Origin of the sequence: Streptomyces cahuitamycinicus (genome assembly GCF_002891435.1) — a bacterium.
Classification (GTDB): domain Bacteria; phylum Actinomycetota; class Actinomycetes; order Streptomycetales; family Streptomycetaceae; genus Streptomyces; species Streptomyces cahuitamycinicus.
The window spans coordinates 1-13,937 of the sequence record NZ_POUC01000046.1 but is presented as its reverse complement, the minus strand read 5'-3'; the positions used below and the strand labels follow the sequence as shown (position 1 = coordinate 13,937).

12 protein-coding genes are annotated in these 13,937 nt (G+C 72.3%); 9 read left to right on the top strand and 3 right to left on the bottom strand.

Annotated elements, in window-relative coordinates; genetic code table 11:
• Nucleotides 1–18: 18 nt before the first annotated feature.
• A complete protein-coding gene (locus C1J00_RS09175; protein WP_102908539.1) occupies nucleotides 19–852 on the bottom strand; it encodes an SDR family NAD(P)-dependent oxidoreductase in 834 nt (277 codons plus the stop codon).
• Between the two features lie 195 nt (nucleotides 853–1,047).
• On the opposite strand from C1J00_RS09175, the gene C1J00_RS09170 reads away from it, so the two are divergent.
• The 4 genes from C1J00_RS09170 to C1J00_RS09155 all read left to right on the top strand — a co-directional run bounded on the left by C1J00_RS09170 (nucleotide 1,048) and on the right by C1J00_RS09155 (nucleotide 5,106).
• Nucleotides 1,048–1,794: an ATP-binding cassette domain-containing protein gene (locus tag C1J00_RS09170; protein WP_102908538.1), complete on the top strand. Its 747-nt coding sequence runs from the start codon at nucleotides 1,048–1,050 to the stop codon at nucleotides 1,792–1,794.
• Between the two features lie 212 nt (nucleotides 1,795–2,006).
• Nucleotides 2,007–3,179, top strand: coding sequence for a glycosyltransferase 87 family protein (locus C1J00_RS09165; RefSeq protein ID WP_245936275.1), 1,173 nt, complete (start codon nucleotides 2,007–2,009; stop codon nucleotides 3,177–3,179).
• A complete protein-coding gene (locus tag C1J00_RS09160) occupies nucleotides 3,176–3,907 on the top strand; it encodes an FkbM family methyltransferase (RefSeq protein WP_102908536.1) in 732 nt (243 codons plus the stop codon). The genes C1J00_RS09165 and C1J00_RS09160 overlap by 4 nt, the downstream gene beginning before the upstream one ends.
• Nucleotides 3,908–3,936: 29 nt before the next feature.
• Nucleotides 3,937–5,106, top strand: a complete 1,170-nt coding sequence (locus C1J00_RS09155; RefSeq protein WP_102908535.1) for a glycosyltransferase family 4 protein — start codon at nucleotides 3,937–3,939, stop codon at nucleotides 5,104–5,106.
• Between the two features lie 41 nt (nucleotides 5,107–5,147).
• Here C1J00_RS09155 and C1J00_RS09150 read toward each other — a convergent pair whose 3' ends face one another.
• Nucleotides 5,148–5,816 (bottom strand): LuxR C-terminal-related transcriptional regulator, encoded by a 669-nt coding sequence (locus C1J00_RS09150; RefSeq protein WP_102908534.1) that lies wholly within the window; start codon nucleotides 5,814–5,816, stop codon nucleotides 5,148–5,150.
• Complete coding sequence (locus C1J00_RS09145; RefSeq protein ID WP_102908533.1) at nucleotides 5,804–7,081, bottom strand: sensor histidine kinase; 1,278 nt, start codon at nucleotides 7,079–7,081, stop codon at nucleotides 5,804–5,806. Before C1J00_RS09145 ends, C1J00_RS09150 begins: the two co-directional genes overlap by 13 nt.
• Nucleotides 7,082–7,228: 147 nt before the next feature.
• On the opposite strand from C1J00_RS09145, the gene C1J00_RS09140 reads away from it, so the two are divergent.
• The 5 genes from C1J00_RS09140 (at nucleotide 7,229) to C1J00_RS09120 (ending at nucleotide 13,665) form a co-directional block, all read left to right on the top strand.
• Nucleotides 7,229–7,975, top strand: a complete 747-nt coding sequence (locus C1J00_RS09140; RefSeq protein ID WP_102908532.1) for an ABC transporter ATP-binding protein — start codon at nucleotides 7,229–7,231, stop codon at nucleotides 7,973–7,975.
• Nucleotides 7,975–9,960, top strand: coding sequence for an FtsX-like permease family protein (locus C1J00_RS09135; protein ID WP_102908531.1), 1,986 nt, complete (start codon nucleotides 7,975–7,977; stop codon nucleotides 9,958–9,960). The genes C1J00_RS09140 and C1J00_RS09135 overlap by 1 nt, the downstream gene beginning before the upstream one ends.
• A gap of 155 nt (nucleotides 9,961–10,115) precedes the next feature.
• Complete coding sequence (locus C1J00_RS09130) at nucleotides 10,116–10,778, top strand: response regulator transcription factor (protein ID WP_102908530.1); 663 nt, start codon at nucleotides 10,116–10,118, stop codon at nucleotides 10,776–10,778.
• Nucleotides 10,779–10,808: 30 nt separating this feature from the next.
• Entirely contained in the window at nucleotides 10,809–12,191 is a 1,383-nt protein-coding gene (locus C1J00_RS09125) for a sensor histidine kinase (RefSeq protein WP_102908529.1), read from the top strand.
• Nucleotides 12,192–12,321: 130 nt separating this feature from the next.
• A complete protein-coding gene (locus tag C1J00_RS09120; RefSeq protein WP_102908528.1) occupies nucleotides 12,322–13,665 on the top strand; it encodes a serine hydrolase domain-containing protein in 1,344 nt (447 codons plus the stop codon).
• The last annotated feature ends 272 nt before the right edge of the window (nucleotides 13,666–13,937 follow it).

Genomic DNA, 13,937 nt, shown 5'->3' with positions numbered 1-13,937 from the left:
AGCCACGGGGCCGGGCCGCTACCGGGGAGTGCCGGGTGCCTCGTCGTGACGGGGCGCGACACGGAAGTCGAACGCCAGCGTCCCGGGATCCAGGGCCGTCGCCCCGCCGTCGACGGTGAGCACGGCGCCGTTCACATAGGACGCCGCCGGGGACAGCAGCCAGCCGATGGCTTCCGCGATCTCACGCGGCTCACCCGGACGCCCCAGGGGAAGAAGTCCGGTCACCTCCTCATAGGCACCGTCCACGCCCTCACCCCGCAGGTCCGCCTCGGCGGCGAAGCGCGCCATGCGGCGGTCGGCCATCTCGCTTCTCACCCAGCTCGGACACACGATGTTGGCCCGCACCCCCTGACGCCCGTAGTCGACGGCGACCGAACGGCAGAGTTGGAGCAGGGCCGCCTTGGACGTGGCGTACGGGGCGTTGCTCGTACCGTTGCGCAGGGCGGACACCGAAGCGACGGCGACCACCGCCCCCCTCGCCTCCAGCAGGTGCGGGATCGCGGCGCGCAGAAGCAGCAGCGGACCGGTGACGTTGGTGCGCATCACCTCGTCCCAGTCCTCCAACGACAGGTCGCCCACGGACCCGCCGCGCCCGATGCCGGCGTTGAGCACGAGTCCGTCGAGTCGGCCGTACGCGGCCAGGGCCGCCTGGACGAGACCGTCGGCGGCCTCCGGGTCCCTCACGTCGGAGGGGTGCGCAAGCACCCCGATCTCCTTCTCGAGACGGCGCAACGGCTCGCTCCGCCGGCCCGAGACGACCACATGGTGACCTCCTTCGCGCAACAGCCGGGCAGTGGCCTCCCCGATGCCCGAGCCTCCACCGGTCAGGACAACAACTCGTCCGTCAGTCACAGCTGTTCTGGCTCCTTCGAGATCACACGACGCATCCGATCCTAGAACCCGGTGATCCCCTGCTGATGACTTTGAGACAGCTCAAAGGGTGGGGGAAACCCGCCCCGGAACTCTCCTGCCAGGTCTACTGCCTCTCCCCGGCCGCCCTGTTGCACTGGGATCCCCAGATCCCGACTTCGACGAGGGCTGCCCGATATGTCGCAGATAACCGATGTCCGTCTCCCCGTTGTCCAGTTGGTCAGGGTCTCCGTCGACCGCCGCGGCGCCGCCGGCCGTGGCGGGGCACTCCTCGAAGCAAGTGTGGGCTTCCCGGAGCGAACCCTCACCGCGGTCGTGGGTCCCTCCGGGGCGGGCAAGAGCGCCCTTCTGCGGTGCGCCTCGGGCCTGGAACGGCCGCACCGGGGCAAGGTGTTCAAGGGCTCCCGGGAGCTGGAGGCCATGGACGATCAGGAGCTCACGGAACTTCGGGGTCTCTTCGTCCCTCGGCAGCCCGAGTTGGACCCGGCGCTCACCACGTGTGAGAACGTGGCCCAGGCGTCGTACGCCGGCGGCCGCAGAGCCCGACGGGCGGCCGCCATGGAGGCGCTGCGCCACGTGGGCCTCGATGAAGAGGCCGGGCGGTACCCGGACGGGCTCTCCGCCGAGCAGCTCAAGCGCGTCGCCATCGCCAGAACCCTGCCGGCGGGCCCCAGGATCCTGTTCATCGACGAACCGACGGACGCGCTCGACCACGCCGGGGCGCGCCGGATCATGGATGTGCTGCGCACCCTGGTGGAGCGGGCCGGACGCACCGTCGTCATGGGCACACGCGATCCGGCGGCTGCGGCCTGCGCGGACCGGGCCGTCTTCCTCCTCGGCGGTCGTGTGGTCGGCAAGATCGACCATCCGACGGCCGACGAGGTCGCCGCCGAACTCGCGCGACAGCCGCCGTGTCAGGGCTGACTCCGTGACCCCCGACCCTGCGCGACGGGACGCCCGATGGTGGGGGAAACCCGACCGTCAGGTCTCGACCTGGCCGTCATGACCTGATCCGACGCTCCGGATGCAATGGACGAGTGCTGATTCATCGGGGTCAACTTCGTCCGGACAAGCGGAAATTGTGGTGCGGCGGCTGGCTCGTGGCAGCCGCCTGGGCCGCTGTCTTTCCGTTCATCATGGCACCCGAGCCGCACCGTGTGTGGGGCATGAGCGCCTGCCTGGGTTACCTCTGCGCGGCGGTCGCCGCGCTGTCGTCGCGCCCGCGCGGCCGCGCCGTCTCGGTCTGCCTGGCCCTCGGTGGGGCCGTCGTCGTGCCCTTCGTGCTCCTGGTGCTGACCGGCACGGCGCAGAGCGAGGTCGGCGTGGTCGAGCGCTCCGGGCTGCTGACCTTGCGCCAGGCCACGCCGTACCTGCCCGAACCGCACACGGTGGGCGAGGTCACCCCGTACCTGCCGGGCATGGCCGTGTTCGGGCTGCCGCGCGCGGTGCTGGGCGAGGGTGGCCCCCTGCCCCGGCTGCTGGGTGACGCCCGGCTCTGGTGCGCCGTGGCGTTCCTCGGCTGTCTGTGGGCCACGCGGCGCGCGATCCGGCGCCCGGCCGACGGCCCCTCGGCGGTCGGCGGCGGCGCATCGCGTGGTTGCGCGGTCGGCGCGTTCGTCGCCTCGCCGGCCGTGGCGCTTCCGCTCTGCGTCAGTGGCGTGGACCTGCCGCTGACCGGACTGCTGTTCCTCACGCTGGCGTTCGCGGCACGACGGCGGCCGGTGGCCGCCGGGTTGGCGCTCGCCGCCGCTTGCTCCCTCAAGTGGACGGCCTGGCCCGCCGTCGCGGTCGCCGTGACGCTGCTCGCCCACCACGCGGGGACCCGGGCGGCCGTGCGCGGGGCGGGCGTGGCGGTGGGGGGCACCGTCCTGCTCGTTCTGCCGAGCGTGCTGTTGTCACCGGGGCCCCTGGTGCAGCAGGTGTTCGCCTTCCCGACCGGGCGCGGGCCGTTCGAGACCCCGGCGGCCAGTCCGCTGCCGGGCCGGTTGCTCGCCGACCTCGGGCCGGCCGGCTGGTACGCGGCGGTCGCACTGCTGCTGGCCGGTGGGCTGGCCGTCTTCGTGTCCCTCCTGGTCCGGCCTCCGCACGACCTCGTGTCGGCCGCCGACCGGCTTGCCGTCGGCCTGTGCGTCGCGTTCCTCCTCGCGCCGGCCGGGCGCTTCGGGTATCTCGCCCTGCCGGTCACCCTGGCCGTGCTCGCCCGGCTGGTGGGCGGCGCCCACCGTGAGAGGCCCGCGCACGACCTCGTCGTACGGACCTCCCGTCCTGCGCGCCCGGCCCCGGTTCCCGCCGCGCGGGGTGCTCGGTGAGGGCCCGTCGCACCGCGGCGGTCGGGGCCACCCTGCGGTGGAGCGCCCACCGGTTCCCGTTCGTCGAGGACGAGGTGGCGGGTCTGCGGGCGTTCGTGCCGGCGGGGTCGGTGTGCGTGGACGCGGGAGCCGAGTACGGGCTCTACACCTGGGTGCTGGCCGCCCTGGCCGGGCCGTCCGGCCGGGTGCACAGCGTCGAGCCGCTGCCCGGCCCCTGTCGCTGGCTGCAGGTCACCGCGCGGCTCCTGGGTGCCCGCAACGTCACCGTGCACCGTGCCGCCCTGGGTGACCGGTGCGGGCGCGGCAGGCTCAGCCTGCCGGTACGGCGAGGGCTGCCCGTACACGGCCGGGCCTACCTCACCGAGGGCGCTCACGGGCCGGGCCCCAATGCCGAGTTCCGCGCCTCCCGCACCGTGGTGGCGCCCGTCCGTACCCTCGATCAGCTGGCCCGCGAGAGCGGCCTGGAGCGGCTGGCGTTCGTCAAGGCCGACGTCGAAGGAACCGAACTCGCGGTTCTGAAGGGCGGCTCGGCCACGCTGCGCCGCCACCGGCCCACGCTGCTGCTGGAGATCGAGCGCCGTCACCTGGCGAAGTACGGCGTGCATCCGGCTGATGTCCTGCGGCACTTGCGCGGCTTCGGCTACCAGGCCCATCGCCGGCGGCACGGCCACTGGGTCCCCGTTTCCCACGTCACCGACGACTGTCGCAACTACCTCTTCACCGCGTGACCACCCCCTTCCCGGAGGCAGCGACCACCATGGGCACCACCCTGATCGTCACCAACGACTTCCCGCCCCGCCAAGGCGGCATCGAGACCTTCGTCCACGCCATGGCGACCCGCGTCCCGGGCAACGACGTGGTCGTCTACACCTCCAGCGAGCCGGGTGCCGCCGCGTACGACGCCACTCTGCCGTTCCCGGTTCTCCGGGACCCCAGCCGCCTGCTGCTGCCCACCCCCAGGGTGACCCGCCGCACTCTGGAGATCGCCCGGCGGCACGGCTGCGACCGGGTCTGGTTCGGGGCCGCCGCACCGCTCGCGGCGATGGCGCCCGCACTGCGGCGCGGTGGGATACGGCGGATGGTCGCCACGACGCACGGTCACGAGATCTGGTGGGCGCGCACACCGGGCGCCAGGCGGGTGATGCGGCGCATCGGCGAGCACGTGGACGCCGTGACGTACCTCGGCGAGTACACCCGGCGCCGCATCGCGCCGGCGCTGGGGCCGCGGGCCGCACTGGTACGGCTGGTTCCGGGCGTGGACCCGGCGGCGTTCCTGCCCGTCTCCGGCCGGGCCCGGGAGATCCGGGAGCGGCACGGCATCGTGGGCCGCAAGGTCGTTCTGTGCGTCTCGCGGCTGGTCCGGCGCAAGGGGCAGGACATGCTGATACGGGCGCTGCCCGCCATACGGCGGGCCGTGCCGGAGGCGGTGCTGGTGATCGTGGGCAGCGGCCCGGAGGAGGAGCGGCTGCGCAAGCTCGCGCGCCGGCACGCCGACGGACACGTGGTGTTCGTCGGCGGGCTGGACCACGAGGCGACGGCCCCGTACTACGCGGCGGCGGACGTGTTCGCCATGCCGTGCCGGACCCGGAAGGCCGGGCTCGAGGCGGAGGGGCTCGGCATCGTGTTCCTGGAGGCGGCGGCCAGCGGACTGCCCGTGGTCGCCGGGGACTCGGGGGGTGCGCCGGACGCGGTCGTCGACGGGGTGACGGGCACCGTCGTGGACGGCGCGGACACCGGGGCCGTGGCCCGCGCCGTGTCCGGGATCCTGCGCACCCCCGAGAGGGCCGCGGCGATGAGCGATTCCGGCCGGGCATGGGTGGCTTCACAGTGGTCCTGGGACGCGTCGGCGCAACGGCTGACGCGACTGCTGTCCCCGGGCGCCGACCTCGAGACGGCCGTGCCCGGCCGGGGCGACGGGGAGGGCTGACACGGCTCCGGCCCTCCCCCGGGCAGCCGTCGGTGCCCCGGTCAGACCTGCGGGGCCTCCCGGCGGAGGTGGGCGAGGACCGCCAGGACGCGCCGGTTGCCCTCGGCCGGGTCGAGATCCAGCTTCATGAAGATGTTGCTCGAGTGCTTGACCACCGACGCCTCCGTGATGGTGAGCCGCTGCGCAATCGCCTGGTTGTTGAGCCCCTCCGCCATGAGAGCCAGCACCTCCCGCTCGCGGGGCGTGAGGCGCTGCAGCGGTTCGTCGGCGGTCCGCTGCTGGAGCAGCACCCGGACCACCTCCGGGTCGATCACGGTCTGCCCGCCGGCCACGCGGTCCAGCGCGTCGAGGAAGTCGGTGACCTCGCCGACCCGGTCCTTCAGCAGGTAACCGAGCCCTCCCTCGGCCGACGCAGCGCCGCTGAACAACTGCGTCGCGTAGGCCGTGGCGACGTACTGCGACAGCACCACGACCGGCAGGCCCGGGTGCCGGCTGCGCAGTTCCAGTGCCGCCTTCAGCCCTTCGTCGCGGAACCCGGGCGGCATCCGCACATCGGTGATGACCACGTCCGGCCGGTCGGCGTCCACGGCTCGCGCCAGTTCTACGGCGTCCCCGACGGCGGCGGTCACCACGTGTCCGACTCGGGACAGCAACTCCACCAGACCGGCACGCAGCAGGACGGCGTCCTCGGCGAGCACTACGCGGAGCACGGCACCTCCACCCGCAGTTGGGTCGGTCCACCGACGGGACTGGTCACGACGAGTCTCCCTTTGAGAATGGCCACACGGTCCGCCAATCCTTGCAGACCGGCTCCGGCTGACGGCTCCGCGCCGCCATGCCCGTTGTCGGTGATGAGCAGGACCAGTTTGTCGTCGCGCAGCCGGCCGACGACGCTGACTTGGTCGGCGCCGCTGTGCTTGGAGGCATTCGTCAGCGCCTCGGTGACGGTGAAGTAGGCCGTCGTCTCGACCGCCGACGGCAACCGGTCCGGCAGGTGCACGTCCACGGTCACCGGGATCGGGTTGCGCAGGGCCAGTTCGGACACGGCGGCCGGCAGTCCGTGGTCGGTGAGGACCTGGGGGTGGATGCCGCGCACCAGGGAACGCAGCTGGTCCAGTGCCTGGCGGGCCTCGCCCCGGGCGCGGGCGATGAGGGGGGTGGCCGGCGAGTCCTGGCCGCGCAGCTCCAGTTCGGCCAGTCCCAACGTCATGCTGAGCGCCACGAGTTGCTGCTGGGCGCCGTCGTGCAGATCGCGTTCGATGCGTCGCCGCTCCGCTTCGAACGCGTCGACCAACCGGGCCCGGGAACGGGTCAGTTCGATGACCCGCGTGCTCAAGTCCTCGTCCCGCGCCGACAGCAGGGACTGGGCGACCCACACCTGCGCGCCGGCGAGGAGTCCGCCCACGTATGCGGAGACGAGCAGTCCGAGAAGGCCCGCGGCGCTGCCGGGCAGGGCCGCGAAGGGATCGGAGATGGGCCGGCCGGGCACCAGCATCACGGTGTCGGGTGCGATCGCCCACACGATGACCGGAGTCGCCGTCAGCAGCACCGACAGGCCCAGCAGGGCGGCGAAGCCGATCCCCGTGGCGGTGAAGACCACGCCCAGGGCGAGGGTGTACCCCAGTTCCCGCCAGGTGGCCCGCTCGCGCAGCCGGGTGCGCAGCCAGGGCCAGGCGCCCGTGCCGGGGAGCGAACCGTGGGGGTCGAGGAGCGGTTCCGGTTCGACGAGCCGTAACCGGTGCCGTTCCAGCGCGGCGACGGGAATGCCCAGCACAGCGACTCCCATGAGGACGAGCAACCCGACGCCCACGACGGACAGTCCCACCCCCACGAAGAGGAGGACCGTCAGCAGGAGCAGGGCGAAGAAGCCCACGACCGTGCCGCTCAGCAGGAACGCCCAGCACCGCAGCGGCCAGGTGGAGAGGGCGAAACGCAGGGGGCGTTCTCGCAGAGCCTCCCAGACGGCGACGGTCATGGTGCGTATCCTCCGGGGCCGTGCGCGGGCAAGTCCGCCGGTCACTCTAATGGGCCGCCGGCCTCGGCGGACGGTAGGGAAAACCCGCCTTCCAGGACTCTTTGCAGCTCCACTGACCCGGGCGGCCCGCGCTGCTGGACTGGGAGCATGTCTCTGCTCACCGACATCCAACTGCCGGCCGTCCAGCTGGCCGCCGTCTCCAAGAGCTACCCGGGCGCCGCAGGCAGCGTGCCGGTGCTGCGCGAGGTCAGTCTCGGCTTTTCGCAGCGGGCCCTGACCGCTGTGATGGGGCCGTCCGGCTCCGGCAAGACGACGCTGCTGAACTGCGCGGCCGGCCTGGACAGGCCCGACAGCGGCAAGGTCCTCCTCGGAGACACGGACCTCGCCGTCTGCGACGAGCGGGAGCTCACGGCGGTGCGCCGCGGCCGGATCGGCTTCGTCTTCCAGCAGTTCAACCTGCTGCCGATGCTGACCGCGTTCGAGAACGTGGCCCTGCCGCTGCGATTGCGGCGCCGGTCGGTGAAGCGGGACCGGGTCATGGAGGCGCTGCGCGAGGTGGGTCTGGCGGACAAGGCCGACCGCCGGCCCGCGCAGTTGTCCGGCGGCCAGCAGCAGCGGGTCGCGATCGCGCGGACGCTGGTGGCCGAGCCGGAGATCGTCTTCGCCGACGAGCCGACCGGTTCCCTGGACCGGCACAGCGGCCGGCAGATCATGGAGCTGCTGCGCGCCGTGGTCGACCGGGCGGGGCGCACGGTGGTCATGGTGACCCACGACCCCGCGGTCGCGGCATGCGCGGACCGGGTGGTGTTCCTCTCCGACGGCCAGGTCGTGGGGCGGCTCGATCACCCCACGGCCGACGCGGTCGCCCGCCGGCTGAGCATGTGGGAGCGGTGATGTGGCGGATCTCCCTGTACTCGGTGCGGCACTACTGGGCCCTGTTCGCCGGTACGTTCGTCGCCCTCGCTCTCGGCGTGGCACTGATCGGCACGTCCGCGTCGGCCCTGGCCGCGACCTGGGCGGTGCCGACGTCGCCGCGGGCCGGGAACCCGTCGGTGACGCTCACGGACGGCACCGGCACGGCTCACACCCTGTCCAGCGGTGACCTGGATCTCGGTGGGGTGCAGAGTGTGCTGGCGATGGCGGGGGTGGTGTCCGCGTTCGTGACGGTCTTCGTCATCACCGGCACCTGCGCGTTCGGTATCGCCCTGCGCCGCCGTGACATGGGGTTGCTGCGCATGGTGGGCGCTGGCGGGCCGCAGGTGCGCCGGATGGTGCTGGGCGAGTCACTGGCGGTGGCGGTGCCCGCCGCGCTCGCGGGGTGCGCGGCCGTCGTCGTGGCCGCGCCGGTCACCGTGGAGGCGCTCAACGGAACGGGCCTTTCGCCCGTTGATTTGCGGCAGCCACCGTTGCTCTGGCCGCTCGTGTTCGCGGCGGCCGGCGGCCTGTTCATGGCCGTGCTGGGAACGCTGGCCGCCTCGAGGCGGGCCGCCCGGGTCCGCCCGACGGAGGCGCTGCGCGAGGCGGACCTGGATGCCCGGACCATGACGGCGGGCCGCGCGGTGACGGGCGTGCTGATGCTGGTGACCGGCGCGGTGATGCTGGCGCTGGCCCCCGGCGCCGGGGCGGAGGCGGCGACTCCGCTGGCCTTGTTCGGCACGATGGCGCTGGCGGTTGCCGCCACGTTGCTGGGACCGGTGTATCTGCCGCCGCTGCTAGCGCTGATGGCGCTGCCCCTGCGCTGGGCCGACCCGGTGGCCGGGCGTCTGGCCGCGGAGTCGGTGCGCACGTCGCGGCGGCGTACGGCGTCGCTGGTGGGGCCGGTGCTGGCGATCCTCGCGGTCGTCGGCGCCTTCACGACGGTGCTGTCGACCACGGGCGCGGCGACGGAGGCGGACGACCGCGCGCGTACCGTCGCCCAACTCGTCGTGGAGCCCGCCCGGGGCGACTCGCTGAGCGCGGACGACGTGAGGGCGCTGCGCGCCGACCCGCGGGTGGCGGCCGTCTCGGCGCCCTCCGCGCTGGAAGTGGCGGTGGCGGGCCCGGACTCGGTGTGGAAGGAGCAGGCGGCGGTCGAGGACCCGGCCGCCCTGGCCCGCACGCACCGGATCTCCGTGGTCGACGGATCGCTGGAAGCGCTGCGGCCCGGCACCGTCGCCGTGTCGCGGGAGTTCGCCGAGTGGTACGGGCATCGCGCGGGATCGACGGTGACCTACGGGCTGTTCGGCGGCCGGCCGGTCAAGGCCCGCGTGGTGGCGGTGCTGGACGGCGGGTCGGCCGTGCCTCCGCTCCTGCTGCCGGACGGTGCGCGGGATGCGGCCGCGGACCCGTCGCGTGCCGCCGTGCTGCTCGACGAGGAGGCCGCGGGCTCGGCGCGGGCGGTGGCAGCCGAACTGACCGCGCGGGTGGGCGCCGAGCGGGTCAGGGTGGTGCCGTCGGCCCAGTGGTTCGGCGAGGCCGCGACCGACCAGGACCGGCTCAACCGGCTGGTGCTGGGTGTGCTGACGGTGCCCGCTTCTCTGTACGCGCTGATCGCCGTGGCGGGCACGCTGGTGATGTCGTACAGCCGGCGCGGAGGGGAGATCGCGGGCATGCGGATGCTCGGGGTCAGTGCGTGGCAGGTGCGCCGCATGGCTCTGTGGGAGACGCTGTCCACCTCCACGCTGGGCGTGCTGATCGCGGCGGGAGTGGTGGCGATGGGGGCACGGGCCTACCGGGGGGCGCTGACGGTGCTCGGCGGCGAGGCGCCGCTGGCCGTCGAGTGGGGCATGCTCTCGGCGCTCACGGCGGCGTGTGTGCTCGCGGGCGTGATGGTGAGTCTGGCCGCGACCGGTCGTTTGCTGCGGCAAGCCGGTGTGATGATGGTCGCTTCGCGCCGGTAGTCCCGGCCGCCCCGTGGTCGAACCGTGTTCGGCGTAGCGTCACCCACCGTGCCGCCCCTATGCTGATGGCCCCCCACGGCTCCAATTCCCTTTCACCATCGGGCGGCGTCATGACCCGGTGGTCGGTCGGCACGATCTAACGAGCAGGAGTCTCCATGCGCGTCGCGATCGCCGAGGATTCCGCGCTCCTGCGAGCCGGGATGGCGAGGCTGCTGGCGGACGAAGGAATCGACGTGGTCGCTTCGCTGAGCGACGCCACGGGGGTGCTGGAAGTCGTCCGGGCCACCCGGCCGCACGTCGTCATCATGGATGTCCGCATGCCCCCCACATTCACGGACGAGGGCATACGCGCCGCCCTGGAGATACAGAAACTCGGCACGGACACAGCGGTGTTGCTCCTTTCCCAGTACGTGGAGCCCACCTACGCCGAGGAGCTGGTCCGGCACGCGCCGACGGGGACGGGGTACCTGCTGAAGCAGCGCGTCGGGGACTTCGAGGAATTCCTTGCCGCCCTGCACCGGGTGCGGTGCGGGGAAACCGTCCTCGACTCCGACATCTTCAAGCAGTTCATCGGAAGTCCACGGGAGAAACGCGCCAGCGAGTTACTGACGCCGCGCGAACGCCAAGTGCTCGAACTCATGGCGACGGGGCTGACCAACAGCGGAATCGTGAACCGCCTCGGCATATCCGAACGCGCGGTGGAAAAGCACGTCACCTCGATCCTCGGCAAGTTGCGGATTCCCAACTCGGGTGAGAATCATCGCCGGGTGCTGGCCGTACTGGACTATCTGCGAGGCCTGGAAAGGCTGAAGGACTGAGCCGGCTGACGCACCATGGCCCGTAGTCCCATGACATTCCCGGCTCCCCACCGTGTGGCCGCCGGCCTGATCTATCTCTCCGTGGGCAGTCTGGTCGGCTTGCTGCTGGCCCCCCTCCTGGCGGCCTCGCTGGCCCTGCGCGCCGTCTCGTGGCTCCTGCTCGTCGGCCTTCCGACGGCGGTCGTCGTCGCCGTGCGCGGCGCGGGGGCGGTGGTCCGGCGGGCCGTGCCGGCGGCGCGGCGGCGGACGAGGAGGACCGAACACGCCCTGGGCGAGGTGCTGCGGCAGGTGCCGGCCCGGATGGCGGCCCTGCGCGACGGCATGTCGTTCAGCCTGCCGCTGCTGCGAGCCGTCGCCGACCTGGAGCGCCTGCTCGCCCACTCGGTCGTCGGCGACCCCGGTGACCCGTCGCACCGGTTCACGGAGGCCGACCGGGAGGTGCAGCGCGAGCGCCGGTCCGCCGAGCCGGGATGGGACGACATCGGTTACCTCGGACTGCTGTTGCTCGGCACGGTCTGGCTGCTGCCGCTGGCGACACTGGCGTTCCCGGTCATCGCGTTCGTCATCGCCCTGCCCCTCGGGCCGCCCGAGCAGCTCGCGTTCGGGCCGGGCGTGACGCTGCCGGTGACCGGGGCGGTCACGCGGGTGTCGGTCGCCGTCGCCTCCGTGGTGCTCTTCTCGGTGCTGCTGGGCGTGCTGCTGTGGATGGGCAAGCTGCGTGCCCGGATGGTGCGGCGCGTCCTCAGCCGTATCGACGCGGCGGAGGCGCGGCTCCGGGAGCAGGCGGCCGAGCGCCAGCGCATCGCGGCCCTGCGGGTCAACGACGCCGATTACCGTCGTCTGGAAAGGGATTTGCACGACGGGGCACAGGCGCGCCTGGCGGTTCTGCTCATGCGCCTTTCGCAGGCGAAACGCCGGCGGGGCACCGACGTGGAGTATCTGAATGCGCTCATCGAAGAAACACACCAGGAAATCGGCAGGGCGCTCAATGAGATCCGGGACCTGGTACACGGAATTCAGCCGCCCATTCTGAGCGACCGCGGTCTCGACGCGGCCGTCACCGCGCTGACAGAGCGGTTTCACGTGCCCGCCGCCGTGTCCAGCACTCTCGATCGGCGCCCCGATGTGAGCGTGGAGTCGACCGCGTACTACATCGTCGCGGAATGCCTGGCGAACACGGTCAAGCACGCGTCCGCCACACGTATTCAGGTCGACCTGGAGGAGCGCGACAACCAGCTGATCGTCTCGGTGACGGACGACGGCACGGGCGGCGCCTCGCTTGCCGACGGGACGGGTCTGCGCGGCCTGGAGGACCGGGCGGCCGCCCTCGACGGACGGTTGGACGTCACGAGTCCCCCTGGTGGGCCGACCACGGTGACCGCCACTCTCCCCTGGTCAACTCGACCCATCTGACCTGCACTTTTTCCTTAAATCGAAACTCCTTGCCTTTCTTTGAACAGGTCATCGAGGATGTGGGGGTACGGCTACCCGCACCCCCCACGGTGCGGGTACCCGTACCCATGACGTTCATCAAGGGGGAGATGTGGAAGCGCCACTTGCGGCAGACCGACTGCGCAGGCTCACGCACGACCACTCGGTTCCCGGCGCCCAGCTGACCATCCACCGGGCCGGGGAAAGCCTGTCCGTGACCACGGGTGTGACACGCGTCGGAACGACCCGGCCGGTGACTGCGGACACCGCTTTCGCCCTGGGTTCGGTGACCAAGGCATTCACGGCGACCGTCGCCGCCCAGCTCGTCGCCCAGGGAGATCTCGAATGGGACGACCCGGTCGCCGAATATCTGGCGGAGTTCGACGGGGCGGAGGACGACAGGTTTTCCACCGTCACCCTGAGACACCTCCTCGGTCACACCGCCGGACTGGTCGCCGACCATGAACTCGACGACGCACGGGAATCCTCCCTGGCGCGCTACACGGCAAGCGTCGCGACCACGTCGCCCCTGCACGAACCGGGTCACTGTTTCTCCTATTCGAACACCGGCTACAACGTCGTCGGACGTGTCATCGAGACCGCCAGTGACATGAAATGGCAGGCGGTCGTGGAGAACTTCCTCTTACGACCGCTCGGCATCGACCCGGTGTTCCTCAGCGGCGGCTTCGCGGCGGGTCTGCGCACCCTCGCCGACGGCCACGCCGTACGGGCCGGCCGTGAGCGCACCGCGCATCCCGTCGACCCGTACGTACCGGCCGGCTGGGCACCTGCGAGCGGCCTCGCCGGGAGCGCCGACGACCTGGTCGCACTCGCCGCCCTGCACCTGGGCACCCACCCCGACGCCGACACCCTGCTCCCGGCCACGGACCGTGCCGAGATGGCGGCCCGGGACCCCCTCGCCGACGCCTTCGGCATGGCCGACGGCTGGGGCCTCGGCCTCGCCCACTACGCCTCGCCCGACGGCACCTGGCTCGGACACGACGGCACCGCCGACGGCGGCACCGCCCACCTGCGTTTCCACCCGGCCACCGGCACCGCCGTCGCGTTGACCACCAACGCGACCACCGGCACCCTGCTGTGGGCCGACCTCGTCGACACGCTGCGGGAGCACGGCATACCCGTGGGCGACCACCGCCCCGCCGTCTCCACCGCACCCGCCGTGACGACGGGTCCCGACCGCTTCACCGGTGACTATCGCAACGGCGACACGCGCTTCGCGGTCCGCACCCGCGGCGACGGCTCCGCCCTGCGCCTGACCGACGCCACCGGACTCACCGCCGACCTCGCGCTCCACGGCGACCTGACCTTCACCGCCCGGCGCACGGACACCGACACCGCCCCCTACACGGGCCGGTTCGTCACCGCACCCGCCACCGGCGATGTGGTCCTCATGCAACTCGGCGGACGCTCCGCCCGGCGGACGCCGGCCGCGTAACCCCGCCTCGCCCGCCGCGGACTCCCCCCGGCCGCCCGTCACCACGCTCCGGTCGGCGCCGCGACGGCCCCTGCCCACTCCGTCTTTTTCGATTTCCCGGCTTCCTCGCCCCAGCCCTGGCCCTCTCTGTTATACACATCTCCGAGCCCACGAGACTAGCGCTCATATCGTATGCCGTCTTCTGCTTGAACAAAACAACCCACGGAACCATGGCAGCCGATCTAGGGCCCCGCACGCACCGCTACGAGGTCGAGGTGACCTGGACCGGCAAC

What these genes read in the sequence shown, in the direction of transcription:
- C1J00_RS09140 (WP_102908532.1), top strand. Translation starts at nt 7,229, where the DNA reads ATGTCTCTGCTCACCGACATCCAACTGCCGGCCGTCCAGCTGGCCGCC.
- C1J00_RS09145 (WP_102908533.1), bottom strand. Translation starts at nt 7,081, where the DNA reads ATGACCGTCGCCGTCTGGGAGGCTCTGCGAGAACGCCCCCTGCGTTTC.
- C1J00_RS09155 (WP_102908535.1), top strand. Translation starts at nt 3,937, where the DNA reads ATGGGCACCACCCTGATCGTCACCAACGACTTCCCGCCCCGCCAAGGC.
- C1J00_RS09130 (WP_102908530.1), top strand. Translation starts at nt 10,116, where the DNA reads ATGCGCGTCGCGATCGCCGAGGATTCCGCGCTCCTGCGAGCCGGGATG.
- C1J00_RS09170 (WP_102908538.1), top strand. Translation starts at nt 1,048, where the DNA reads ATGTCGCAGATAACCGATGTCCGTCTCCCCGTTGTCCAGTTGGTCAGG.
- C1J00_RS09165 (WP_245936275.1), top strand. Translation starts at nt 2,007, where the DNA reads ATGGCACCCGAGCCGCACCGTGTGTGGGGCATGAGCGCCTGCCTGGGT.
- C1J00_RS09125 (WP_102908529.1), top strand. Translation starts at nt 10,809, where the DNA reads ATGACATTCCCGGCTCCCCACCGTGTGGCCGCCGGCCTGATCTATCTC.
- C1J00_RS09135 (WP_102908531.1), top strand. Translation starts at nt 7,975, where the DNA reads ATGTGGCGGATCTCCCTGTACTCGGTGCGGCACTACTGGGCCCTGTTC.